Origin of the sequence: [Clostridium] scindens ATCC 35704, from assembly GCF_004295125.1 — a bacterium.
Lineage (GTDB): Bacteria > Bacillota > Clostridia > Lachnospirales > Lachnospiraceae > Clostridium_AP > Clostridium_AP scindens.
Genome location: NZ_CP036170.1, coordinates 3,314,803 through 3,338,506 on the forward strand (window position 1 = coordinate 3,314,803; position 23,704 = coordinate 3,338,506).

Annotated in this window: 22 protein-coding genes, 1 tRNA gene, 1 riboswitch and 1 other annotated feature; of the genes, 7 read left to right on the plus strand and 16 right to left on the minus strand. The window is 49.1% G+C overall.

Annotation, left to right across the window (positions count from 1 at the left end; genetic code table 11):
• Nucleotides 1-20: 20 nt before the first annotated feature.
• Entirely contained in the window at nt 21-2,297 is a 2,277-nt protein-coding gene (locus HDCHBGLK_RS17020; RefSeq protein ID WP_004605117.1) for a methyl-accepting chemotaxis protein, read from the minus strand.
• Nucleotides 2,298-2,313: 16 nt separating this feature from the next.
• Nucleotides 2,314-4,425, minus strand: a complete 2,112-nt coding sequence (locus HDCHBGLK_RS17025; RefSeq protein ID WP_039909281.1) for an efflux RND transporter permease subunit — start codon at nt 4,423-4,425, stop codon at nt 2,314-2,316.
• Nucleotides 4,426-4,620: 195 nt separating this feature from the next.
• Between HDCHBGLK_RS17025 and HDCHBGLK_RS17030 the strand changes: the two genes are divergently transcribed.
• Nucleotides 4,621-5,220: a TetR/AcrR family transcriptional regulator gene (locus HDCHBGLK_RS17030; protein ID WP_004605115.1), complete on the plus strand. Its 600-nt coding sequence runs from the start codon at nt 4,621-4,623 to the stop codon at nt 5,218-5,220.
• Nucleotides 5,221-5,403: 183 nt separating this feature from the next.
• Here HDCHBGLK_RS17030 and HDCHBGLK_RS17035 read toward each other — a convergent pair whose 3' ends face one another.
• From HDCHBGLK_RS17035 to HDCHBGLK_RS17095, 13 genes are all read right to left on the minus strand, one after another.
• Nucleotides 5,404-5,733: a cupin domain-containing protein gene (locus HDCHBGLK_RS17035; protein WP_004605113.1), complete on the minus strand. Its 330-nt coding sequence runs from the start codon at nt 5,731-5,733 to the stop codon at nt 5,404-5,406.
• Between the two features lie 78 nt (nt 5,734-5,811).
• Entirely contained in the window at nt 5,812-6,837 is a 1,026-nt protein-coding gene (locus HDCHBGLK_RS17040) for a branched-chain amino acid aminotransferase (protein WP_039909279.1), read from the minus strand.
• Between the two features lie 116 nt (nt 6,838-6,953).
• Nucleotides 6,954-7,466: an acetolactate synthase small subunit gene (gene ilvN, locus HDCHBGLK_RS17045; protein ID WP_009248609.1), complete on the minus strand. Its 513-nt coding sequence runs from the start codon at nt 7,464-7,466 to the stop codon at nt 6,954-6,956.
• A gap of 16 nt (nt 7,467-7,482) precedes the next feature.
• Nucleotides 7,483-9,204, minus strand: a complete 1,722-nt coding sequence (ilvB, locus tag HDCHBGLK_RS17050; protein ID WP_009248610.1) for a biosynthetic-type acetolactate synthase large subunit — start codon at nt 9,202-9,204, stop codon at nt 7,483-7,485.
• Between the two features lie 63 nt (nt 9,205-9,267).
• Nucleotides 9,268-9,537: a binding site (T-box leader), on the minus strand.
• 41 nt (nt 9,538-9,578) lie between these two features.
• Nucleotides 9,579-10,784 (minus strand): glycosyltransferase family 4 protein, encoded by a 1,206-nt coding sequence (locus HDCHBGLK_RS17055; RefSeq protein WP_004605109.1) that lies wholly within the window; start codon nt 10,782-10,784, stop codon nt 9,579-9,581.
• Nucleotides 10,781-11,272, minus strand: a complete 492-nt coding sequence (locus HDCHBGLK_RS17060) for a dihydrofolate reductase (RefSeq protein WP_009248612.1) — start codon at nt 11,270-11,272, stop codon at nt 10,781-10,783. Before HDCHBGLK_RS17060 ends, HDCHBGLK_RS17055 begins: the two co-directional genes overlap by 4 nt.
• Before the next feature lie 26 nt (nt 11,273-11,298).
• Nucleotides 11,299-12,147: a thymidylate synthase gene (gene thyA / locus HDCHBGLK_RS17065; RefSeq protein WP_004605107.1), complete on the minus strand. Its 849-nt coding sequence runs from the start codon at nt 12,145-12,147 to the stop codon at nt 11,299-11,301.
• Between the two features lie 124 nt (nt 12,148-12,271).
• Nucleotides 12,272-12,553: a DUF2325 domain-containing protein gene (locus tag HDCHBGLK_RS17070; RefSeq protein WP_004605106.1), complete on the minus strand. Its 282-nt coding sequence runs from the start codon at nt 12,551-12,553 to the stop codon at nt 12,272-12,274.
• 33 nt (nt 12,554-12,586) lie between these two features.
• Nucleotides 12,587-13,183, minus strand: a complete 597-nt coding sequence (locus HDCHBGLK_RS17075; RefSeq protein WP_004605105.1) for a DUF3793 family protein — start codon at nt 13,181-13,183, stop codon at nt 12,587-12,589.
• 144 nt (nt 13,184-13,327) lie between these two features.
• Nucleotides 13,328-13,759 (minus strand): MarR family winged helix-turn-helix transcriptional regulator, encoded by a 432-nt coding sequence (locus HDCHBGLK_RS17080; RefSeq protein WP_004605104.1) that lies wholly within the window; start codon nt 13,757-13,759, stop codon nt 13,328-13,330.
• A gap of 90 nt (nt 13,760-13,849) precedes the next feature.
• Nucleotides 13,850-14,371: a folate family ECF transporter S component gene (locus HDCHBGLK_RS17085; protein ID WP_004605103.1), complete on the minus strand. Its 522-nt coding sequence runs from the start codon at nt 14,369-14,371 to the stop codon at nt 13,850-13,852.
• Nucleotides 14,372-14,444: 73 nt separating this feature from the next.
• Nucleotides 14,445-14,546, minus strand: a riboswitch (THF riboswitch).
• Nucleotides 14,547-14,602: 56 nt separating this feature from the next.
• Nucleotides 14,603-16,009, minus strand: coding sequence for an MATE family efflux transporter (locus tag HDCHBGLK_RS17090; RefSeq protein ID WP_004605102.1), 1,407 nt, complete (start codon nt 16,007-16,009; stop codon nt 14,603-14,605).
• Nucleotides 16,010-16,013: 4 nt separating this feature from the next.
• The gene (locus HDCHBGLK_RS17095; protein WP_004605101.1) at nt 16,014-17,300 is read right to left on the minus strand and encodes a homoserine dehydrogenase; all 1,287 of its coding nucleotides are present in this window, start codon (nt 17,298-17,300) and stop codon (nt 16,014-16,016) included.
• Between the two features lie 163 nt (nt 17,301-17,463).
• Between HDCHBGLK_RS17095 and HDCHBGLK_RS17100 the strand changes: the two genes are divergently transcribed.
• The 6 genes from HDCHBGLK_RS17100 to folK all read left to right on the plus strand — a co-directional run bounded on the left by HDCHBGLK_RS17100 (nt 17,464) and on the right by folK (nt 21,836).
• Nucleotides 17,464-17,536 (plus strand) — tRNA-Gly (locus HDCHBGLK_RS17100).
• Between the two features lie 206 nt (nt 17,537-17,742).
• Nucleotides 17,743-19,035 carry a bifunctional folylpolyglutamate synthase/dihydrofolate synthase gene (locus HDCHBGLK_RS17105; RefSeq protein WP_004605099.1) on the plus strand — a complete coding sequence of 431 codons (1,293 nt, stop codon included), beginning with the start codon at nt 17,743-17,745 and terminating at the stop codon, nt 19,033-19,035.
• Between the two features lie 48 nt (nt 19,036-19,083).
• A complete protein-coding gene (folE, locus tag HDCHBGLK_RS17110; protein WP_004605098.1) occupies nt 19,084-19,644 on the plus strand; it encodes a GTP cyclohydrolase I FolE in 561 nt (186 codons plus the stop codon).
• Nucleotides 19,641-20,153: an HD domain-containing protein gene (locus HDCHBGLK_RS17115; RefSeq protein WP_004605097.1), complete on the plus strand. Its 513-nt coding sequence runs from the start codon at nt 19,641-19,643 to the stop codon at nt 20,151-20,153. The genes folE and HDCHBGLK_RS17115 overlap by 4 nt, the downstream gene beginning before the upstream one ends.
• Nucleotides 20,150-20,974, plus strand: a complete 825-nt coding sequence (gene folP / locus HDCHBGLK_RS17120) for a dihydropteroate synthase (RefSeq protein ID WP_004605096.1) — start codon at nt 20,150-20,152, stop codon at nt 20,972-20,974. The genes HDCHBGLK_RS17115 and folP overlap by 4 nt, the downstream gene beginning before the upstream one ends.
• A gap of 49 nt (nt 20,975-21,023) precedes the next feature.
• Nucleotides 21,024-21,836, plus strand: a complete 813-nt coding sequence (gene folK / locus HDCHBGLK_RS17125) for a 2-amino-4-hydroxy-6-hydroxymethyldihydropteridine diphosphokinase (RefSeq protein ID WP_004605095.1) — start codon at nt 21,024-21,026, stop codon at nt 21,834-21,836.
• 38 nt (nt 21,837-21,874) lie between these two features.
• Here folK and aspS read toward each other — a convergent pair whose 3' ends face one another.
• Nucleotides 21,875-23,668, minus strand: coding sequence for an aspartate--tRNA ligase (gene aspS, locus HDCHBGLK_RS17130; protein WP_004605094.1), 1,794 nt, complete (start codon nt 23,666-23,668; stop codon nt 21,875-21,877).
• Nucleotides 23,669-23,704: the final 36 nt, after the last annotated feature.

Consider the following 23,704-nt stretch of genomic DNA (forward strand, 5'->3'; position numbering starts at 1 on the left):
ATCCTGCCTGCGTGCTATGATTATTTCTCTGTGACAAATACGAACTTCACTTCTCCGTCCATGCCGTCAGAAATACCGGCAAAGTTCTTATATTCCTTGGAGGCATCCAGCATGCCATTGAGCTTATCAAGCATTCCGGATATATCTCCGTCAAATGCGCTGACCAGTTTCTTAATGCCATCCTCGTTGAACTGGATCATGCCTTCGCTTAAGGCTCCTGCTCCGTCATCCAGCTGTGTCACGCCGTCTACCAAAGCGCCGGACCCGGACTTTAACGCGCCGATTCCTGATGCGAGCGCTCCTGCTCCGCTGTTTAGATCCTTTGCCCCGGAGGAAAGTTTTGTCGTTCCTGTCACAACCTCTCCCGCTCCGGCTGACAAGTCATTCAGGCCCTTGGACAGCGCCAGTACGCCGCTCTTTCCATCTTTGCCGCGAAGCAGCATGCCTGTGCCGCCTTTGAGGCTTGCCACGCCATTATTCAACTGCTCTACCAGGCCGCCCTCGCCATTGACCTGGGCATCCAGGGCTGCCGTGCCATCCCTTAAGCATGTGAACTGGCCTTCCACGCTGGTATTAAGCGCCGCATTCAATTGGGAGGAGCCTGCTTTTACCGTCTCGCCTGCCGTTGAACTTAAGGTTCCATACAAATTGGCAATTCCTGCGCCAATTACTCCCGCTTCTGGGTTTTCTGGGCTGGGAGTTTTGAGGGTTGCGCTTAGGCCAGACAGTCCATCTGCGACCTTCTGTGCAGTATCCCCTATAGTCGCCTCCAAAGATACGCTCTGGGTTACCGGCACCTGCTGCGGTGCCTCTAACTGGCTGATGATATTTTCAATGGCCTGCGCATTTTCCTCCGTCTTAAGCGCCCTTAACTGGGCGATGGCATTGCTGTTGTCATTAAAAGCCGCCACAGAAACCTCCGTGTTAACGGTAACCTGGCCGTTGTTCTTTACATAATTTGCAACCTGCTGCGCCGCTCCTGCCAGCTGGCCTGCCGTATTGGATGCGTCCTGAATGCCATTCTTTAACTGTCCTGCTCCCTGGGCCGCCGCATCAACGCCTGCATCCAGACTCTTAGCCCCGTCTCCTGCCTGGGCCGCGCCCTGGCTTAATTGCTTCACGCCTTCAGATAACCGCGGAATCCCCTGACCTAACTGGTTCTGCATATCGGATACGCCCTGGTCCAGCGCCTGTACGCCCGGAACCAGCTGCTTCGCCGTGCTGTCCGCAGCATTGGCGGCTCCCGCGGCCACCTGGCCTGCGCCGTCCTTTAATGCGCCTGCTCCCGTCTGGAGCGTATTGGTTCCATCCTTCAATGTCTTGCTGCCGGTTGAGAGTTGGTCTATTCCATCAATCAATGTCCCGGAGGAGGCCAGCAGCGTGTCAAGCCCGGCTTTGAGTTCGCCGGAGCCGCTGACCAGCTGGTCGGCAGCGCTTTTCAACTGTCCCATGGAATCATTCAGGTCATCCAGGCTGTCAAACTGGTCTGTATCCAGCTGGTTGAATAAGTCATTGGTCGCGACGGTAATCCCTTCTATGGTGTCATAATCCGTCACGTCCGCCTCCACCACGAAGGAATCCGGAATATCCAGATCCTCTACGCCCAATTCTTCCTTCATCTTTGGAATTCCCATGCCAATAGCCAAGTCTTTGCTTCCGTCGGATACGATCTTTCCATTGTCAATGGTCACATTGGAGAACTTCTCCGTATCCAGCATCAGGCCGGTCACCATAAGAAACGGCGTGTATGCCTGATTCTTATCTGCCGTGGTGTTCTCATACTCATAGTGGATGGACAGATGTCCGCTCTTTCCTTTCAGTTCTTTTTCGCTGATATCCTTTCCGTCCAGTTTATAGGAGATCCGGATGCCTACCGGAAGTTCCTTATCCGTTGTTCCCTGATAGCAGATATCCTTATGATCCCCGGACCATACCAGGCTATCTCCCAACTGCTTGAACTTCTCATCGCCCTTCACATTTTCAATTTCCTTAAGATCAGACACATCCTGGATCTGCTTCTGGCTGCTGACATTTTTCAACTGGTCCGAAACCGTGACGCTTGTCACCTGCCCGCTGCCGTCCACTTTAGCGAATACGGTCTCATCTTTTCTGGCATTAGCGCCAGAAACGTTCTCAGAAGCCGACTCCTCTTTTTGATCCGACGCTGTCTTGGCCTCAGATACCACTGCGCTATTTTCTTTTGCGTACACGTAGGAAGGCGTCCCTTTCACGCTGCTTACTACCAGTGACATCATCAAAGCGAATGTCAACAATGCTCTATATTCTCTGTTCTTCATGATTCCTACCTCCTGATTAAGCTTTTACTACGCTATCTTTTACTTTATTCGTCTTCTTTACCTTGCCTCTCATATCCAGAGTCGTCTTGCAGATCGCCCCGTCAAATACCATCAGCATGGATGGGAGTATGAAGATAACCGTAAACATGCTGATGATCGCTCCCCTGGCCATCAACGTACATAAGGCTGAGATCATATCAATGTCCGAATAAAGCCCTACTCCGAATGTAGCCGCGAAGAATCCAAGGGCTGACACGATGACGGATGAGATGGACGTAGAAAGCGCTATGCGGATTGCCTCTTTCTTTCCCTGTCCTCTGCACCGTTCCTTCTTATAGCGGGTCGTCATCAGGATCGCATAATCAACCGTAGCCCCCAATTGGATGGTGCCGATTACAATGGATGCGATGAACGGCATCTTGGTTCCCGTGTAATAAGGAATCCCCAGGTTGATGAAGATCGCAAATTCAATGACTGACACCAGGATCACCGGCAGCGATATGGACTTGAATACCAGGGCAATGATAATAAAGATTGCCACTATGGATATGGCGCTTACTACTTTGAAGTCCTTATCCGTGATCGTAATCAGATCCTTCGTGCAAGGCGCCTCGCCGATCAGCATGGCGGACGAATCATGTTTCTTAATAATGTTGTTTAACTTCGTACACTGCTTATTGACCGCGTCTGTCGCCACCTTATACTCTGACTGCACTAGGATCAGCTGATAATTTCCCTCCCGCAGCGCGTCTGTCAATTCATCCGGGATCATATCCCGCGGAATCGCAGGCCCCAGAAGGCTGTCAAGTCCCAGCGCAAATTTAACGCCCTTAACGTCGGACATCTCATCCAGCATGGCTTTGGCCTCCTTCGGAGCAAGATCTGCATCCGCCAGCACCATATGGGTGGCATTCATGTCGAACTCCTTGGACAGTTTTTCATTGGCCTTGATGCTGTCCAGATATTTCGGAAGGGTGGCATCCAGATTGTAGTAGACCTCTGCCTTGGTATAGCCCCAAAGCGCCGGTCCCAGCACGATCAGGAAGATAGCGATAAATACGCCGTAATATTTGGAAATCATCCTGGCCGGCTTTTCCATCTTTGGCATCAGCGATCTGTGGCTCGTTTTCTGAATTGCCTTGTCAAAGATCAGAATCATGGACGGAAGAAGCGTCACGCAGCTGATAACTCCAAAGATTACGCCTTTTGCCATAACGACACCCAGGTCTTTTCCAAGAGTGAAACTCATAAAGCAAAGGGCAATGAACCCTGCCACCGTGGTAATGGAACTGCCGACCACCGAAGAAAACGTGTTGGATATGGCATGTGCCATGGCCCGTTCCTTGTCATCCGGGAACCGCAACTGATTCTCCTGGTAGCTGTGCCACAGGAAGATGGAGTAATCCATGGTAACGCCCAGCTGCAGCACCGCGCTCAGGGCTTTGGTAATATAGGATATCTCTCCAAGGAAATAGTTGGTTCCCATATTGTATAGGATTGCCATTCCGATGCTTGCAAGGAAGAATACCGGGATGATCCAGCAGTCCATGAATAAGGACAGCACTACGCAGGATAAGACGACCGCGATCAGCACATACAGCGGAGTCTCCTTTTCAGACAATGCCTTGATATCGGTCACCACCGCCGACATGCTGCTTAGATAGCACTGCTTGTTCGTAATGCTCCTGATTTCTGTAATGGCATCCATGGTACTGTCGGCTGATGTGGTATCATCAAAGAATATGGCCATCAGCGTGGCATCCTTCGTATTGAATACGTCTTTGATCTCGCCTGGCAGCGCGTTGATCGGAAGTTCGGACACATCGGCAATGGAATCATACCAGATGACCTCCGCCACTCCGTCCACCTTTTCTATCTTATCCTTGACCTTGGCCTCCTGCTTTGTGGTCATGCCTTCCACGACCTCCATCGCAAATGCGCCTTTGCCAAAGTCCTTCATCAGGATATCCTGCCCTTTCATCGTCTCGATATTATCCGGCAGATAGTACAGGATATCATAATTGACTCTTGTCTTCAGGTACCCCAGCGCTGATGGAATCAGCAGCAGCAGGCCAAGTATAAATACGACAACCCGGTACTTTACTATCTTCTTCCCGATTTTCACCATCATGACTAACCCTTCCTTCCATTCTTTTCGTAGTTTGTATCAATTATGACCGATAGTCATTTATTACTGTAAGAACTATACACCTAAAATGACTAACAGTCAATACTTTTTTTGACTTTTAGTCATTTTTCTGTTATACTAATAGCAGACAAAGGAAAACTCTGGTTATAATAGAAGCCAAGGAGCACGGATATTATGGGAAAAGTAGACGAAAACAAGAAAAAAAAGAAGGAAGCGCTTTTTAATACCGCCTATGAACTGTTTACCACCAAAGGCATCAACTCCACTGCTATCTCCGATATCGTAGAAAAGGCCGGGGTTGCCAAAGGTACCTTCTATCTGTATTTTAAGGACAAATACGATATTAAGAACAAACTGGTAGCCCATAAGACCCATGAATTATTCGACAAGGCAGGGGATGCTCTGGAAAAATCGAACATCCGGGGATTGGAAGAACAGTTGATCTTCATTATCGACAATATCATCGATGCCTTGGTAGATAACAAGCCCCTTTTGAACTTTATCTCCAAGAATCTGGTGATGGGCGCCTTGCGCTCCGCCCTGATTACGGGCGAGGATTCGGATGGAGATTTCTATGACAAGTTCTTAGGCCTGGTCATGCAGGATGAGTATGACTATGAAGACGTAGATGTCATGCTCTTTACCATTGTGGAACTGGCCGGTTCCGCCGGATATAATTCTATCCTCTTCGAGGAGCCGCTGCCAATCGAGCAGTACAAGCCCTTTCTGTATCGGACCGTACGGCTGATTATCGCAAGCCACCGGACGAATTAGACGGCATGGCCGTCGCCTGCAATAAGTGCGGATGCAAAAAAGTTGGGCGCAAAGAGCCAGCCGGAAGTCAGGGACATTTATCGTCTCCGTCCTTCCGGCTGGCTTTTTATTCGTTCTCTTTAAAACTGCTTCTTCTTCACGATCCTAAGGGAGATGCCATCTTACTGCTGTTTTTGGCAACTGCTAGAATACGACCATCAGCAGCATCTTAAACCGCTCCTCCCCGTAGACCGCATGAGGCTTCCTGGCTGGCATGACGATGCTCTGCCCTGCTTTTAGGATATGCTCCCTGCCATCAATCGTAAAGCGCCCGGTACCCTCCAGCACGGTAACCATAGCGTCCCCGCCGGATTCGTGGGTGCTGATCTCCTCATCCTTTTCAAATGCGAACAAGGTCACGCTTACCGCGCTATTCTGCACCAGCGTTTTGCTGACTACCTGGCCCTCCTGATACACTACCAGATTTTTCAGTTCCAATATCTCTTCCTTATCAATATTCTTATATCCTACCATTGTCTATCCCTTTCTTATGATATTTTTTTAACGGGACACGTAACAAAATTGCATTTTGTTACGTGTCCCGTTATTTTCTTAACAAATTCTGCAGACCCATCCTTCCGGCGCCTCGATCTGGCCCATCTGGATTCCTGTCAGTGTCTCATACAGTTTCTTCGTAACCGGTCCCATCTCTTCCATTCCGCTGGGGAAGCAGATCTCCCTGCCATGGTCCACTACTTTTCCTACCGGGGAGATGACCGCCGCCGTGCCGCACAGCCCGCATTCCGCGAACTCTTCCACCTCCGCCAAAGGCACTTCCCGCTCCTCTACTTGAAGCCCCAGGTAATGCTCTGCCACGTACATCAGGGACCGCCTGGTGATGGACGGAAGGATCGTGTCGGACTTCGGCGTTACCACCTTGTGATCCTTGGTCACGAAGAGGAAGTTGGCTCCGCCGGTCTCCTCCACCTTCGTCCTGGTCGCCGCATCCAGGTACATGTTCTCGTCGTATCCCTCCCGGTGCGCCGTCATGATGGCATGAAGGCTCATTGCGTAGTTAAGCCCGGCCTTTACATGGCCGGTTCCACGCGGCGCCGCCCGGTCGAAGTCGCATACCTTGATGGTGATCGGCTTTACGCCGCCCTTGAAGTACGGGCCTACCGGCGTGGCAAATACGCGGAACTGATACTCGCTTGCCGGCCTAACGCCAATCACCGGACTGCTTCCGAACATATAGGGCCTAATGTAGAGGGTCGCGCCCGAGCCATAGGGCGGCACGTACGCCGCATTGGCGGCCACCACCTGCTTGACGGCCTCAACGAACCGATCTTCCGGAAACGCGGGCATCTCAAGCCTCTGGGCGGAATCTGCCATCCGCTTGGCATTCAGGTCCGGCCGGAACGTGACGATATGGCCGTCCTCCGTCGTATAGGCCTTCATTCCTTCAAAGCAGGTCTGCGCATACTGCAGCACCCCTGCGCATTCACTAATCACGACATTGGCATCGGAGGTAAGAGTCCCTTCGTCCCACGCTCCATCCTTATAGTTGGAAACGTATCTCTTATCTGTGGGCAGGTATCCAAAGCCCAGACTAGACCAGTCAATGTTTTTCTTATCCATTTTAAATTCCTCCGTCCTTTTATAACTTATTTTCCTTTTTTTATTATAATACCGGCTTTTCCAAAATTCAAGAGCGCACTCTGTTTTTTTCATTGAAACAATCTGTATTAGATCTGCTAGCGCTCCATCATGCTGATGGATTCGATTCCAACGCTTCCTCCCCGGACTACTTCGATGCTGGCGAATTCTTCTTTCATCAGCTTGATTACCGCATCGTTCTTGGTGGCCGTCTGCACGAATTCCAGCAGAATACTGTCTTTGCCATAGTCGATCACCTTTGCCTTGAATGTCTCTGCTATCTGGAAGCACTCCACCTTGTCTTCCGGCATGCATTTGCGCACCTTTACATAGAGAATCTCCTTCATCCGGACAAATACATCCGTAAAATCAATGACCTTTATTACTTCCACCAGCCGGTTCAACTGCTTCTTAATCTGCTCAAAGGTCTCATCGTCGCTGACCGTCGCGATGGTCATACGGGACACGGTAGGATCCTCTGTAGTTCCCACCGTCAGACTGTCCAGATTATATGACTTTCCCGAGAACAGGCCCGAGATCTTTGACAGTACGCCTACCTGATTTTCTACATACAGCGAAATCCAACGCTTCTTCATTCCATTTCCATTCATATTCATATCCTCCCTTCTAGCAATCCAGTATCATATCTTCCAAAGTCCCGCCCGGCTGAATCATCGGATATACCAGATCTTCCGGATCTATCTCGAATTCAATGACGGTCGGCGTCTTCGTGCTCTTCATTGCTTCCCGGAACGCGGGTTCGATCTCTTCCTTTTTCGTCACCCTGATTCCCTTTGCTCCATAACTTTCCGCCAGTTTCACGAAGTCGGGCGTGTAAGCTGGGCATTCTACCTCCCCGCATTTGCCGCGGCATGCCGCTCCCGAGCGCAGGCAGGTCATGGAATAGCGCTTTCCATAGAAGAGTTTCTGCCACTGGCGTACCATTCCAAGGTTATTATTGTTGAAAATACAGGATATGATCGGAAGTTCTTCCAGTACGGCCGTTGCCAGTTCCTGGATATTCATCTGCATTCCGCCGTCCCCTGATATGGAAATGACCGGCATGTCAGGATTGCCGATCTTGGCTCCGATGGCTCCCGGAAGCCCATAGCCCATGGTTCCGAGCCCTCCGGACATCAAAAGCTGCTTATTGGCATCCAATTCCATGAACTGGGCAACAAACATCTGATGCTGGCCTACATCCGTAACAACGATGGCTCTTTCAAATACACGGTTCATCGTCTCCAGGATATCTTGTGGCGTCATGATTGGCTTCTTCTTCATCTTCATAGGGTGCTCCAGCTTCCACTGGCCCACTTGCTCCAGCCATTTCTGCGTATTGCACTCCGTCACATATTCCAGCATCTTTTCAATCGCCTCTTTTGCGTCTGCTACGATGGGCACGTCAACCTGCACGTTTCTGGAGATGGCTGCCGTATCGATATCAATATGCACGATCTGAGCACGGGGGGCAAATGAATGTAGTTTTCCGGTAATGCGGTCATTGAACCTCGTGCCGATCGAAAACAGCAGATCGCATTCATTGACAGCCATGTTGGAAGCATATGCCCCATGCATTCCCAGGTTTCCAATATACAGCGGATTGCTGGTAGGTATGGCGCCTCTTCCCATTACGGTAGTGACTACCGGAACCCCTGTCTTTTCTGCCAGCCGGGTAAATTCCTGGTTGGCATGAGCGATATTTACGCCGCCGCCTGCCAGGAAAAGAGGACGCTGCGCCTTCCCAAGCATCTTGATGGCCCTCTTTAACTGCCCGATATGTACATGCGTGCTCGGCTTATAGCCTCTGATATTGACCTCCGTTGGATAATCTGCGCTTCCAAGCTCGGCCATTACATCCTTCGGCAGATCAATAAGTACCGGTCCCGGACGCCCTGTCCTAGCGATATAGAACGCCTCCTTGAGAATCCTTCCCAAGTCTTCCCGGTTACGCACGGTCACCCCGTATTTGGTAATGCTTCTGGTAATCCCGACGATATCAACCTCCTGGAACGCATCGTTTCCGATCAGATGCCTTGCCACCTGGCCGGTAAAGCATACCAGCGGCACGCTGTCGTAGTTGGCCGTCGCAAGGCCTGTTACCAGGTTGGTTGCCCCAGGCCCGCTGGTTACCAGGCATACGCCAACCTTTCCTGTAGAGCGCGCATAGGCATCTGCCTCATGTACAAGCGCGATCTCCTGTCTTGGCAGGATGACCTTGGTATAATCCTGCTTGTATAATTCATCGCTAAGATCAATGGTACAGGCGCCCGGATAGCCGAACATGGTATCTACGCCTTCCTCCCTCAATGCTTTTACCAATAATCTGTTCCCGCTGATTTTCTTCATATACATACCTCCTGTTTGCAAATGACGTGTGCTGCGTAGCGAAAAAAACGCCCTAAGCCTGACGCTTAGGGCGAATAATGCATCCGTGTTACCACCTAAATTCAAAGAGTCTCCTCTTTGCTCTCTGCCGATACGGGAATCCTGCTAAAGCGCACTTCCGATATCGCTCCCATATAACGCTGGGAATGCGTTGAAGTCTACTCGGATCAGATAACTGTCCTTTCGGTCCACTGCTCAAAGGCTACTTCCATAACTTCATCACGAAGACTCCCACCGTCCATCTTCTCTCTTGGCATCAGAATATTATGTACTCCTCCTTGTCATAGCATTTCTCTGATAATTAATGCCATTATAGTAGATTTACCTTATAGATGTCAACTGCTTTTCAATATTTCCTTACAAATATTCTTCCAGGACAGATGGGACAGATCCACCCTTTCCTGTCCTTCTTCCCTGGCGCATTCCTCTATCTTGCCAGCCAGCTGCCTCTCAAAGGCCGGCAGCGACTCTGATACCGCCTCGTCGGTATTGCGCATGACAGGCAATGGCACATACTTCACCACTGCGCCAGGCGCCTGCTCTTTCAGCCAGTCCCGGATCCCCGGAAGGTCTGTGACTACCACCTTGTCCCCGCAGGCAATGGCTTCAATCACTGTCAGCGGAAGCCCGTCAAAAAAGGATGGCAATACAAAGATATCGCTTCTTTGATACGCCTTTGCCAGTTCCGGCTGGGGAAGTTTCCCCAGAAACTCTACCGGATAAGGCGCCTTCGACGCCAGTTCTTCAATCTCCTGGTACTCCGTTTTATTTCCTGCCCCGCCTGCAAGCGAAAGTTTCAGCCCCTCCCTTGGATAAGGCAGATAGGATAGGCTCTTGATCAGACTTTTGACCCCCTTTTTCTCTGCAATCTTTCCTGCATAGATCAGGCGGATCGCTCCGTCCTTTCCCCGGGCTGCGTTATCAGGCTTTTCCGGGCCGCAGAAAATCTCCTGGCTATACCCCATCCCCAGAATCCGGATCTTCCCGGAATCTATCCCGAATATCTCCATCACGCCCTCCTTCTGGGCTGACTGAGGAACGAAGATGGCATCCAGCCCTCTGATCTGCTCCCGGATATAGTCTCTCCAAAGTCCTGTCTTTTTCATCTGCCGCAGATCCGTATTATGGCAGAATCCATAGACCTTCTGCTCTTTGAACCGCTCCCTTGCCATTGCGGTCAGCAGGTACAGGTGATGGCACAGGATCAAGTCCGGCTCAAGCGCATCCACCGCTTTTTCGATAGCTTTTAGAAATGCATCTTGAAACTGCCGCGTCATCTCCCACGTCATGTCACAGTAGCGCGTACTTCTATAGGGCATCTCATCCGACATCCCGACGATGGGATAGGGAAGTTCCCTGCTCTCAAACAGCACCGGGAAGAACCCTACGCCTTCCGGCAATTCTATCCGGTCTTCTTCATATACGCCTGCCACTACCGCCTGTTCGTGCCCGTCTCTAGCAAACTGCCGCACCAATTCCGTCAGATAGACGCCGCTTCCCGTACTGTTAGGCTTCTGAGCCGTAATGCTTAGAATCTTCATGATATCCTCTCGTAAATCGTAAATACATATTCCAGATCAAAATAGGTCTGCTCATCGCTGATCTTGGTCATCTCCCATTGCGGATCCACATCCAGGTCCGGAAAATGGGTATCGGCATCATATGCATGGTCTATCCTGGTAACATAGGCCTTGCTGCAGTAGGGAAGCAGCTGGCGATAGATGCTCTCCCCCCCAATCACAAAGATATCTTCCGATGCATATTTCTTCAATTCCGCAAGCATCTGTTCTATTGTATGGACAATGACCGCGCCGTTCGCCTTATAGTTCTGATCCGTAGTCAGCACGACGTTCACCCGGTTCTTAAGAGGCTGCCCTCCCGGGAAGCTTTCCAGCGTCTTTCTTCCCATGGCAACCACCTTTCCCTTGGTCGTCTCCCGGAAAAACTTCATATCCTGCGGAATGCTCACCAGCAGTTTGTTGCCATTCCCAATGGCCCAGTTCTTATCGACTGCAACTATCAAATTCATCCTACTATTCCCTCCTGTCTCTTCTCTCATACCGCAACCGGAATGTCCTTGATCTGCTCATGCGTCTCATAGCCGATCAGCTTCACATCGTTCCTCGTGAATTGGTAGAAGTCTTTTATTTCCGGATTCAGCCAGAATTTCGGCGCCGGAAGCGGCTCTCTTTTTATCAGTTCTTCAATCATCGGAACATGCCTGTCATAGATATGGGCATCCGCGATCACATGCACGAACTCGCCCACCTGCATATCGCACACCTGGGCAAGCATATGAAGCAGTACGGCATACTGGCATACATTCCAGTTATTTGCCGCCAGCACGTCATTAGAGCGCTGGTTAAGAATTCCGTTAAGCGTCAGCCTGTCGCTTCTCTGCTCCTTGGTCACATTAAACGTCATACTGTAGGCGCAGGGATACAGATTCATCTCATGGAGATCCTGATGCACGTAGATATTCGTCATAATCCTCCGGCTGTAAGGATTATGCTTCAAATCGTAGATCACCCGGTCTACCTGATCAAACATCCCCTCTTTATACTTGTGCTTTACTCCCATCTGATAGCCATAGGCTTTTCCGATCAAGCCGTCTTCATCCGCCCAGCTGTCCCAAATGTGGCTGTGCAGTTCGTGAATATCATTGGACTTCTTCTGCCAGATCCACAGCAATTCATCCGTACAGCTTTTAATAGCGGTCCGGCGAAGGGTCAGGGCCGGGAACTCTTTTGAAAGGTCATACCGGTTCACCACGCCGAATTTCTTGATGGTATAGGCCGGAGTCCCGTCCTCCCATACCGGACGCACCTTCTCTCCTCTGGTATCTGTTCCGTGGTCAATAATATCCCGGCACATATCAATAAATACTTTATCTGCATAACTCATCCGCTAAATCCTCCTTTTGTTGCCTTTTGCAGGAGCCTTTCGCCCGCGTATACCACATTGTATCATGTTTCGACCGTAAAAAAAAGAGGGACTGTTCCCTCTTAAACATCTGACGGCCCTTCGCTTACCGGCAGCACTCCATCAGCACATTTTCCAAAGCGCTGGCGCTGCTGCTGTGGGCGCGCTCAACCGGAATATTATAGCGCTGTGCTTCCTTTAATGCACAGTGCACCATCTTATGGGCCACCGTTGAAGTAAATAGAATGATCAGATCCGGCTGTCCGATCTGCGTCTTGAGGTTTCCCGACATTCTGGTAAACACCTTTGCCTTGCATCGGTAGCGTTTGCATATCTGCTTATACTGCTGTTCCATCCGTTCATTTCCGCCTATAATCACGACGCTCATAAATCACCAATCCTTCCTTTTCGCCTTTGCCATCTATGCTGCCTTGCATACAATATCCCGAATCCGTTTTCCGGCCAGAAACTCATTGACTGCGCTGATCTTCGCCTTATCGTAGGCCAAAAATATCATTTTGGCTCTTTCCGGGTTATGATAGACCTTCCAGTAGCCGGTCATCAGGCAGTCCTGTCCTCTTTTGTCGATAAAGCATTTGACATCGTCAATCGGATAGTCCAGAAACGCCCCGATTTCATGGGGAAAGCCCATACCGTCACAAGTATATTGACAGACCCTTGCAGAGAGTTTTTGAAGAATCCAGTCCAAATCTTTCCTGTCGTATCCATACGACTCCAGAAATCTTCTGATCTCCCTGCGTCCCAGGTATTTTTTTAATACGGCCTCCCGGTAAATAAAGACCATGCATCTTTCCTGGCTGACTGTAAGAATCTTAGCATCAATCCCGGTTCCGTCAAGCACCCGCCAAAATTCCTTTAAATGCCGCCTGTCAACATTTGTGATACTGGCGACCTTTATTCCTTTTAAAAACGGAGCGCACTGAAGGATCAGCTGGAACCCGAGACGCATCCTGATATCCTTGTTAGACAGCATGTAAGAAACAACCTCTACTGGCATGATACCTCCTTGGTTCTTTTATTTTTTTGATTTTGATTATCATTTGCATTATTAATATATCACATTCATCCTGATTCTGGCAATACCTTCCTACCTAGTATTTTCTCAAATCCGTTCATTTATTACACAAATATAGCCGAACCATTACGGTTCGGCTATATTATAAAGCACCCTCTCCAGCATCTTTTCCAGTGCTGCCACCTCTTTTTTATTCATTCCCAAAGTCAGCCTTTTATCAATCTTCTTCCGATCCGCCTCCATCCGCTTCTGGATATCATAGGCCTTTTCAGTCAGGTAGATATTCTTACACCGCTTATCCTTGTTGCTTGGCACGGATAATATATACCCCTTTTCATCCAGGCGCTTCAGCAGGCCTGTCACCGTGGGATTCTGTAGACTTAATGCTTTCTCGATATCCTTCTGGTTCACCTCTTCTTCCCTGGTGTGGAACAGGTAATCCAAAACGGCGCACTGGGAGGCTGTAATCCCCAGCGTCTTCAGCCTGTTATTAAAATCTTTCTCATATACATTGTTAATCTGCTTAAACATAAAACCAATTGGCATCCGTTCTTTCATCTATTCATCCCCTTGTAACCGGACTCTCCTCTGCTGCTAAATATAGCATGCTATATTTAGCCCCTCTTGTCAAGATGCCAAATGGATTCTTTAGCCCGCCTGAAAACTGCCGGTTGCTACCCTTGTCACCGCGCTTTTGTAAATCACATATGAGATAAGGGTACATACGGTAGCATTTACCAGATACTGCGGAATACGGCTTGCTACCAGCGCAAGGTAAGGAGAGCCGTACAGCATGGACAGGGCCCAGGACGCGATAAACAGGGTCGTCATCATGTATGAGCCCCCTATAAGAATCCCAAGCCTGGCGATTCCGACCTTCTTAAGGAACCAGGGCCTCCCAAGCCCGATCAGGATGCCAAGCACGATCGGGGAGATCATAAGCGGAGGATAGAAGCCAGTCCCGGCGATCAGACATCCCAGCGTATCCGCAATGCCTCCCACCAGCGCCCCTTCCACGGGCCCGAACCACAATCCGGCCAGTATAATGAACACGCTGCCAAAACTGATTCTGATCGTCAATGCGCTGAAACCCAGGAATCTTGTTGCCACTATATCAAGCGCAATCAATACCCCCATCATGGAAACGTTTCTGATATTCAGTTTTTTCATAAAAATAATACCTCCTTTGCAGTAGTCCTTAAAGCTACGCACAGCAGGTATTACAGTCTATCTGTCTATGTGTAGCAGCGGGATGCGAAAAACGTACCGCAAGTAATCCTTACTTTTCGTCCCGCCGGCAACTCCCCGTCCGGCTGGCACTTAACGCACGTTTTCCTACTCTGCTTTGTCTTTATCTATTCGTTACGGCTTCATTCTATCACATCCCGATGCGTAAAGCAATTAGAAATTCTCCGCCTGCTCCTTTGGCGCCTGCTGGCTTTCCAATTGCTTCATCCTTCGAAGTTCCCTAAGCGCAAAGCCAATCGCAACAAAGGCTGCTGCTCCATCCGCGATCGGTCCGGCATACATCACGCCATCGATTCCCATAAAAAGGGGAAATAGGAGGATCAGCGGCAGCAGAAATATTACCTGCCTGGTTAAAGATACCATGATTCCCAGCCTGGCCTCCCCAATGGATGTAAAAAAGCCGGAGGACATAGGCTGGATACCGTTGATGAAGGTCATAAGCATAAAGATGCGGAAGTACCGCTCTGCAAAACGGAAGTACTCCTGGCTTCCTGTCCCGAACACACTCACCAGCTGGCGAGGGAAGAACTGGAAGCATAAGAAAAATACGATGCCAACCAGCAAGGATATCTTGAATGCCATCATAAAGGTCTTCCTTACACGGCTAAATCTACCTGCCCCATAGTTAAAGCCCCAGATTGGCTGGCACCCCTGTGATATTCCGATGCAAATTGCCATGAACACCATATTGACTTTTGAGATAACGCCCACGCATGCCAACGGTATATCCGTCCCATATACGGAAGACGCCCCATAATGTCTCAACGTATTGTTCATCGTGATCTGCACGATGGCCATAGCGATCTGGTTGATACAGGCGGCCAGGCCAAGAGAGGCGATCGCCTTTAGCATCGCTCCCTTCGGCCTCAGCATATCTCTGGTCAGTTCCAGATTGCGGAATTTACAAAAATATATAATCACCAGAAAGCCGGATATGACTTGTCCGATCACGGTCGCCCCGGCCGCTCCCTTGATTCCCCATTGAAACCCAAAAATAAACAAAGGCTCCAGGATTGTATTGATGATTGCCCCTGTAAGCATGCAGGCCATCGAATAAGTAGGGCTTCTGTCTGCCCGGATCAGATGGTTGCCGCCTGTTGTCAGAATGAGGAAGGGAATGCCAAATGCGGTGATTCCTGTATAATCCTGGGCAAGGGGCAGCACGTCCGGCGTAACGCCGAACAGATGCAAAAGCGGGTCTAAAAATACCAGGACAATTATGCCAATAGAAATGCCGCTGATGATCAACACTGCCAGCCCGGTTCCTACAATCTGGCTGGCCTTTTTGCTATTCCCTGCCCCGGATTCCAGATTATAGTTTGACGCGCTTCCGATTCCAAGCAGAAGCGCTGTTGCCGTGCAGATGATAGATATCGGAAACGCGATATTCGTCGCCGCATTTCCCAGCATCCCCACGCCTTGTCCGATAAAGATCTGATCCACGATATTATATAGCGAGCTGACCAGCATGCTAATGATTGCCGGTATCGCAAACTTTGCAATTAATTTCCCGATCCTCTCGGCTGCCAGAGGATTTTCCTGTACTGCTGTCTCACCCATTTTATTAATACTCTCTAATCACGCTGCTTATTTCGCGGGTCGTATCCATATCCTTCAGATGCTCGATCGCATCCTCCATATGATATTCCTTTACCGCTTCTGTTACAATGACAAGTTCTGCCACTCCATCCGTAATTACCTTCTGGATCACCTTGGATATGCTTACCTTATGCACGCCAAAAACGCTGGCAATGGCAGCCAGCACGCCCGGCTTATTATCTACCTGCATGCGCAGGAAGAACTTGTTCTTAACGTCCTTGAATTCCTTCACCAGCGTATCCCTGTAGCAGGTACAGCTGATTCTGCCGGTACACTGATACCGGATATCCCTGGCCACATCGATCACGTCACCCATAATAGCGCTTGCCGTAGGAAGTTCTCCCGCTCCGCGTCCATAGAACATCACATCGTCCACGGCATCTCCGTGCAGGAATATGGCATTGAAGGAATCTCTGACGGATGCAAGGGGATGATCCTGGGCAATGATCATAGGATGCACGGCCACTTCGATCCCCCATTCTGTATTATGGGCAACCCCCAGAAGTTTTATTACGCTGTCGAACTCTTTAGCATAGCCAATATCCTTCGCGGATATCTTTGTGATTCCTTCTGTATATACATCTGAAAATGTGACCCTGGAATGAAAGGCGATAGAAGCCATGATCGCCACCTTCCGGCCTGCATCCAGACCTTCGATATCCGCGGTCGGATCTGCCTCCGCATATCCAAGTTCCGTGGCTTTTGCCAGCGCCTCCTCAAAATCCATCCCTTCCTCAAACATCTTGGTAAGGATATAGTTGGTCGTCCCATTGACAATACCGATTACCTCGTCAATCTCATTGGATGCCAGACATTGCTTCAGCGGACGTATAATCGGAATTCCTCCGGCAACAGCCGCCTCAAACAGGAAATCTACCTGGTTCTTCTGGGCCGCATCCAGAAGTTCCCTTCCGTACTCTGCCACCAGATCCTTATTTGCCGTTACCACGTTCTTTCCCGCATTGAGTGCTTCCAGGATCATCGTTCTGGCCGGCTCGATACCGCCCATCACCTCGATGACGATCTCTATCTGCGGATCTTCGATAATCTCTTCCCACTTATCTGTCAATAAGGACGCATCCACGCCCGCTCTTTCCTTTTTTATATTATGGACAAGTATCTTTACAAGTTCCAGGCTGGCGCCTGCCTTATCAAGCAGTTCTTCCTTCTGGCGCTCAAGCAGCTTATACACGCCGCCTCCAACGGTTCCAAGGCCCAGCAGTGCAAGTTTTACGCTTCTTTTTTCTTCCATATATTCACATCCCTTGCTCTATTCGTATTGGATTAGTATACCACAGAGATGCCGGATTTTTCAATTTCTTTCTTTTTCTAGATTTTTTCAAAAAAGTTGTTGACAAATTATGGCTCATATAGTATATTAATTATTGTTCTGAGGAACACAAAACACAAGATATGCGACAGTGGCTCAGTTGGTAGAGTACGACCTTGCCAAGGTCGGGGTCGCGGGTTCGAGCCCCGTCTGTCGCTCTTTTAAAAGGAATTGCATGGATATGCAGTTCCTTTTTTATATTTATTTTCCGGCTGACTTGTAAAAAGTAAATTCCGTATGATAAACAGTGCCAACAGGGTGGTCTGGTCAACCGGGGCATTCTTCTTTTCCCTCTTGTAGTAAACCCATTTTAGTGTTATGATTGACAACAGTGACAATAAAATAAAGAAAGGAAACGAAGAACGTGACCTATAAAGAAGCAAGGGTATATTTGGACAAAGTGTCGAAATACGGAAGTGTACTTGGTTTGGATGCGATTCGGGAGCTGTTGTGCGAACTTGGGAATCCTCAGGAAAGCCTTAAGTTCATACATATTGCCGGCACGAACGGAAAGGGATCTGTACTTGCATACACTTCTACCATATTAAGCGAGGCAGGATACCGAACCGGACGATACGTATCGCCAACAGTGGTTTCCTATCTGGAACGCATTCAAGTGGATGAAGAATGGATCCCGGAAGATGCGTTTGCCAGACTGACAGAGATTGTTCAAAGAGCTATTGTGCGCATGGAAGCAGCAGGGAAGCCAAGCCCGACTGTATTTGAAGTGGAAACCGCAATAGCCTTTTTATATTTTAAAGAAAGGAACTGCGACATCATCGTCCTGGAATGTGGACTCGGTGGGGAACTTGACGCTACGAATATCATAGAGAATACTGTATGTGCGGTATTCACATCAATCAGCCGCGATCACCTTGGAATCCTTGGCAATACTTTGGAAGAAATTGCACAGACGAAATCAGGAATTATCAAACCGGGATGTACGGTTATAACTACTATGCAGCAGCCAGAGGTCATGCAGGTATTAGAGAATCAGGCAAAACGCCTGTCCTGTCCTTTCTTTGTAGCAGATAAGCAGTACTCGATGATCTCTCACGAAGATTTTACAGGGCAGACCATTTCTTATAAAGATTACGAGAAGTTCCACTGTCCTCTTGCCGGACGATATCAACTGGATAACGCAGTGCTTGCGCTTGAGATTATGAGAAGGCTTCCCACGCTTGGATATCCGCTGTCTCAGGAAGCCATTCGCCTGGGATTAGAGAAAACGGCATGGCCCGGCCGTTTCACTTGCCTGATGAAAAAGCCGCTCTTCTTCATTGACGGAGCGCATAACGAAGATGCCGCCAGAAGGCTTAGGGAATCTGTTGAAACTTATTTTCCGGGGAAACGGCTCATATATATCATGGGGGTTTTTCAAGATAAGGAATATGAAAAGATTGCAGCCATTATGGCACCGTTAGCCAAGTCTGTGCATACTGTGAACCTTCCGGATGAACACCGCACGCTTCCGGCAGAGGAATTGGCCCGGGTCATGCAGCGCCACTGCCCTTCAGATGTGATTGTACAGGCAGAGCCAAGCATCCAAGAAGCCGGGCGGCATGCATTGTCAGAGGCCGACAACAAAGATATCATTCTTTCGTTCGGCTCTCTCTCCTATCTGGGACAAATAATAGAAACTGTTGGAAAATACTAAAATTAGTATTGCATTTAAAAATAGATACATTGAAAAGGATATAGAATTATGATAGATCAACAAAAAATCAAACAAGCCGTCACGCTTCTGCTAGAAGGCATCGGCGAAGACGTAACCCGCGAGGGTCTGATAGATACTCCTGACCGGATTGCACGAATGTATGAAGAGATATACGGCGGCATGGAGGAAGACGCCGCCACACACCTGAGCAAAGTATTCCATGTAGACAGCAGTGAGATGGTGATTGAAAAAGACATCCCTTTCTATTCTACCTGTGAGCATCATATGCTTCCATTCTACGGGAAGGTACACATTGCCTACATTCCTGATGGAAAAGTCGTAGGCTTAAGCAAGCTTGCACGCACCGTGGAAGTATTTGCAAGACGCCTGCAATTACAGGAACAGTTAACCGGACAGATCGTGGATGCACTTATGACGCATATGCAGCCCAAAGGTGTCATGGTCATGGTTGAAGCGGAACATCTGTGCATGACCATGCGCGGAATCAAGAAACCGGGAAGCCAGACGGTAACCGTTGCACGCCGGGGCGAGTTTGAGACGAATCCTGTGCTGGAAGAACTTTTCTTCCGGATGCTGGGGAGATCATGAATCATATGGAGAACACGATGTTAAGAATTTCTTATATCCGCAAGCATCCCCTATATATATCTTCTTACCAAAGACTGCAAGAACTGGAGCAAGAACGTATCTTCTGCTGCCATCAGATGAATCATCTGCTGGACACAGCCAGAATTGCTTACATTCTGAGCCTTGAAAGAGGAATTGGAATTTCCAAAGAAGCAATCTATGCAGCGGCAATTCTGCATGACATCGGGAAAGGCAGGCAGTATGAGTCAGGAATCCCACATGAACTTGCAAGCGCTGATATTGCTGAACAGATACTTGCCGAACTGCCGGAAGAACTTATGTTTACTTCGAATGAAAACGAACAGATTCTTACGGCAATCCGTGGACACCGGAAGCTTCGCGAGAACGCTGAACCTCTGGAAGCACTATTATATGAAAGCGACAAGGCCTCTCGCGCCTGTTTCGCCTGTCCGGCAGAAACGGACTGTAACTGGAGTACTGAAAAAAAGAATAAGGAGATTAGAATATGATAATTGGCAAAAAAGAATTTGACACGCAAAAACATACTTATATTATGGGAATCCTGAATGTTACGCCGGATTCCTTCTCAGACGGCGGCAGATTCCAGACTCTGGATGCAGCCCTGGCTCATGCCGGTGAAATGGTTGCAGACGGCGCTGATATCCTGGACGTAGGAGGCGAGTCCACCAGACCCGGACATGAACAGATTACCGACGAGGAAGAGATTGCACGTGTCGTACCCGTCATTGAAAAATTAAAACAGGAATTTGATATCCCGATATCAATCGATACCTACAAAAGTTCCGTAGCTGAAGCTGCACTTCAGGCAGGTGCAGACTTGGTGAATGATATCTGGGGATTAAAGTATGATGAACATATGGCATCTCTGATCGTAAAGTATGATGCAGCCTGCTGCCTGATGCATAACCGTAATGAGGCGGTTTATCAGAATTTTCTTGCAGATTTCATGGATGATATGCGTGAATGTATCCGCATTGCCACTGAAGCCGGCATCAAAGGCGAGAAGATCATCCTTGATCCAGGCGTAGGATTCGGCAAGAATTATGAGATGAATCTGGAGATTATCCGTGAAGTCGGCAGGATGCAGGAACTAGGATACCCGATTCTCCTTGGAACCTCCCGCAAGTCTGTCATTGGTCTGACTCTTGATCTTCCTTCAGACCAGCGTGAAGAAGGGACGCTTGCAACTACAGTCTACGGTATACTGAACGGATGCTCCTTTGTCAGAGTTCATGATGTCAAGGCAAACCGTCGGGCTATTGATATGATGGAAGCAATCCTGAGAGAGCATGGAATCAAATCTATATAAGAGCATTCTTATAACTTTATAGTATTTTCAAATACAAAGGAAAGATATTATGGATAAGATTAAGATACAGAATTTAGAAGTCTTCGCAAATCACGGCGTTTTTCCTGAAGAGAATGTACTGGGGCAGAAATTCATCGTCTCAGCAGCCCTCTATACCGACACAAGAGCAGCCGGGAAGACGGATAATCTGACCGCATCCATCCACTACGGAGAAGTCAGTCAGTTTATTGATCATTTCTTAAAAGAGCATACATACAAACTGCTTGAACGCATCGCAGAAAGTCTGGCAGAAGCATTGCTTTTGCAGACTTCAGGGCTTGAAAAGATCCAGTTAGAGATTAAAAAGCCATGGGCGCCTGTTGGTCTTCCCTTGGAAACCGTTTCTGTTGAGATCGAACGCGGCTGGCACACAGCCTATATCGCACTTGGCTCTAACATGGGTGACAAAGAGCAATATCTGAATCAGGCTGTAAAGTCTCTGAATGAGGCTTCCTGCTGTAAAGTGGCCAAAGTCTCCTCATTCCTTGTGACACCGCCTTATGGCGTCACTGATCAGGATGATTTTCTGAACGCCTGCCTGGAACTTCGCACATTACTGACACCGCGGGAACTGCTTGACGAACTCCATCGAATCGAAAAAGAAGCCGGAAGGGAACGCATCATCCACTGGGGTCCGAGAACTCTGGATCTGGATATAATCTTCTATGATGATCTGATTCTACATGAGGAAGACTTCTGTATTCCTCATGTAGAAGTGCAGAAACGTGACTTTGTACTGAAGCCGCTTCATGAGATCGCACCTTATAAACACCATCCCTGCAGCCATAAAACGGTTCGGGAGATGCTTGAGGAGCTTGTGTAAATATCCCTTCGTCCACGCAGATGAAGTTGTCTTCGTTCTTATACCAGATCCTCTTCTTTTAACGCCAGCCCTAATTCATCCAACTGCTTTGTGTCAACCAGATTTGGCGCCGCGGTCATCAGGCAGGAGGCATCCTTTACCTTCGGGAATGCCATTACGTCACGGATGCTGTCTTCCTTAGCCATCAGCATCACCAGGCGATCAAGCCCATAGGCCAGCCCGGCATGCGGTGGAACGCCGTATTTGAAGGCATCCAGCAGGAATCCGAACTGCTCCTGCGCCTGCTCCTTGGTGAAGCCCAGTGCCTCGAACATCCGCTCCTGAACGTCATCCTGGAAGATACGCACGCTTCCTCCGCCAATCTCATTGCCGTTCAAAGTGATATCATAGGCTTTCGCGCGCACACGGCCAGGATCGCTCTCCAGATAGTTAAGATCTTCCTCCATCGGCATCGTGAATGGATGGTGCATAGCTACATAGCGGTTCTGCTCCTCGCTCCATTCCAGAAGCGGGAATTCTGTAATCCACAGGAACTTATACTCGTCCTTGTTGAGAAGTTCCATCTGCCTTGCCAGTTCCAGCCTTAAGCTGCCAAGAACATCCCAGACCACTTTATTCTTATCGGCGGCGAAGAGCAGCAGGTCTCCGGCTTCACCATTCATTGCCCGGATCAACGCATTCATCTGCGCTTCGGTCATGAATTTGGCGAAGGAAGATTTGACATTTCCGTCTTCCTGGATTGCAATATAGGCCAGCCCCTTTGCCCCAAAGCCTTTGGCAAAGTCTACCAGTTTGTCGATCTTCTTTCTGGCCATGCCTCCCTGGCCTTTGGCATTAATGCCGCGCACAGTGCCGCCATTTTCGATGGCCCCTTTAAATACGACAAACTCGCAGTCCTTCACGACTTCCGTCACATCGGTCAGTTCCATTCCAAAACGGGTATCCGGCTTATCTGAGCCATATCTGTCCATTGCTTCCTGCCAGGTCATCCTTGGAATTGGCAGAGCGACTTCCACGCCCAGCACATCTTTGAACAGTTTTGCAAGAAGTCTTTCATTGACATCGATAACATCATCCACATCCACAAAAGACAGTTCCATATCGATCTGCGTGAATTCCGGCTGCCGGTCAGCGCGAAGGTCTTCATCCCGGAAGCATTTGGCAATCTGGAAGTAACGGTCGCATCCAGAACACATCAACAACTGCTTGAACAACTGTGGAGACTGCGGAAGTCCATAGAACTGCCCTGGATGCACGCGGCTTGGCACCAGGTAGTCTCTTGCGCCTTCCGGCGTGCTTTTTCCTAAGATCGGCGTCTCAATCTCCAGAAATCCTTCCTCGGAAAGGAACTGCCTGGTCAATGTAGCCACTCTGCTTCGAAGCAGAAGGTTTCTTTGAAGGTCAGGCCTTCTTAAGTCCAGATAGCGGTATTTCAGGCGAAGTTCCTCCTTCGTCTTGGAATTCTCCTCGATCGGGAACGGAGGTGTTTCTGCCTCGGATAGTATCCGAAGTTCCGTCGGGATCACCTCGATCTCGCCGGTAGCCAGGTTCTCATTGACCGCCCCAGAGCGCTTTGAGACCGTGCCCGCAATTGCAATCACATATTCTGAACGCAGTCTCGCTGCCTTTTCAATCAGCGCCGCATCCGTGCTGCCTTCCTCAAAGACTACCTGGATGATGCCACTGCGGTCCCTGACATCGATAAATACCAGGCCTCCTTTGTTCCGGTTCTTCTGTACCCATCCCATGATCGTGACTGTCTCGCCTGCATTGGCTATGGACAGTTCCCCACATCTATGTGTTCTCTTTAACCCATTCATTGACTCTGCCATATTGCTTCTCTCCTCTTATCCTATTCTTTTGCCACT

Excerpts from the sequence above, each read along its gene's own strand:
- HDCHBGLK_RS17020 (WP_004605117.1), bottom strand. The coding sequence starts at position 2,297 with ATGAAGAACAGAGAATATAGAGCATTGTTGACATTCGCTTTGATGATG.
- HDCHBGLK_RS17025 (WP_039909281.1), bottom strand. The coding sequence starts at position 4,425 with ATGGTGAAAATCGGGAAGAAGATAGTAAAGTACCGGGTTGTCGTATTT.
- HDCHBGLK_RS17030 (WP_004605115.1), top strand. The coding sequence starts at position 4,621 with ATGGGAAAAGTAGACGAAAACAAGAAAAAAAAGAAGGAAGCGCTTTTT.
- HDCHBGLK_RS17035 (WP_004605113.1), bottom strand. The coding sequence starts at position 5,733 with ATGGTAGGATATAAGAATATTGATAAGGAAGAGATATTGGAACTGAAA.
- HDCHBGLK_RS17040 (WP_039909279.1), bottom strand. The coding sequence starts at position 6,837 with ATGGATAAGAAAAACATTGACTGGTCTAGTCTGGGCTTTGGATACCTG.
- ilvN (WP_009248609.1), bottom strand. The coding sequence starts at position 7,466 with ATGAATGGAAATGGAATGAAGAAGCGTTGGATTTCGCTGTATGTAGAA.
- ilvB (WP_009248610.1), bottom strand. The coding sequence starts at position 9,204 with ATGAAGAAAATCAGCGGGAACAGATTATTGGTAAAAGCATTGAGGGAG.
- HDCHBGLK_RS17055 (WP_004605109.1), bottom strand. The coding sequence starts at position 10,784 with ATGAAGATTCTAAGCATTACGGCTCAGAAGCCTAACAGTACGGGAAGC.
- HDCHBGLK_RS17060 (WP_009248612.1), bottom strand. The coding sequence starts at position 11,272 with ATGAATTTGATAGTTGCAGTCGATAAGAACTGGGCCATTGGGAATGGC.
- thyA (WP_004605107.1), bottom strand. The coding sequence starts at position 12,147 with ATGAGTTATGCAGATAAAGTATTTATTGATATGTGCCGGGATATTATT.
- HDCHBGLK_RS17070 (WP_004605106.1), bottom strand. The coding sequence starts at position 12,553 with ATGAGCGTCGTGATTATAGGCGGAAATGAACGGATGGAACAGCAGTAT.
- HDCHBGLK_RS17075 (WP_004605105.1), bottom strand. The coding sequence starts at position 13,183 with ATGCCAGTAGAGGTTGTTTCTTACATGCTGTCTAACAAGGATATCAGG.
- HDCHBGLK_RS17080 (WP_004605104.1), bottom strand. The coding sequence starts at position 13,759 with ATGAAAGAACGGATGCCAATTGGTTTTATGTTTAAGCAGATTAACAAT.
- HDCHBGLK_RS17085 (WP_004605103.1), bottom strand. The coding sequence starts at position 14,371 with ATGAAAAAACTGAATATCAGAAACGTTTCCATGATGGGGGTATTGATT.
- HDCHBGLK_RS17090 (WP_004605102.1), bottom strand. The coding sequence starts at position 16,009 with ATGGGTGAGACAGCAGTACAGGAAAATCCTCTGGCAGCCGAGAGGATC.
- HDCHBGLK_RS17095 (WP_004605101.1), bottom strand. The coding sequence starts at position 17,300 with ATGGAAGAAAAAAGAAGCGTAAAACTTGCACTGCTGGGCCTTGGAACC.
- folE (WP_004605098.1), top strand. The coding sequence starts at position 19,084 with ATGATAGATCAACAAAAAATCAAACAAGCCGTCACGCTTCTGCTAGAA.
- HDCHBGLK_RS17115 (WP_004605097.1), top strand. The coding sequence starts at position 19,641 with ATGAATCATATGGAGAACACGATGTTAAGAATTTCTTATATCCGCAAG.
- folP (WP_004605096.1), top strand. The coding sequence starts at position 20,150 with ATGATAATTGGCAAAAAAGAATTTGACACGCAAAAACATACTTATATT.
- folK (WP_004605095.1), top strand. The coding sequence starts at position 21,024 with ATGGATAAGATTAAGATACAGAATTTAGAAGTCTTCGCAAATCACGGC.
- aspS (WP_004605094.1), bottom strand. The coding sequence starts at position 23,668 with ATGGCAGAGTCAATGAATGGGTTAAAGAGAACACATAGATGTGGGGAA.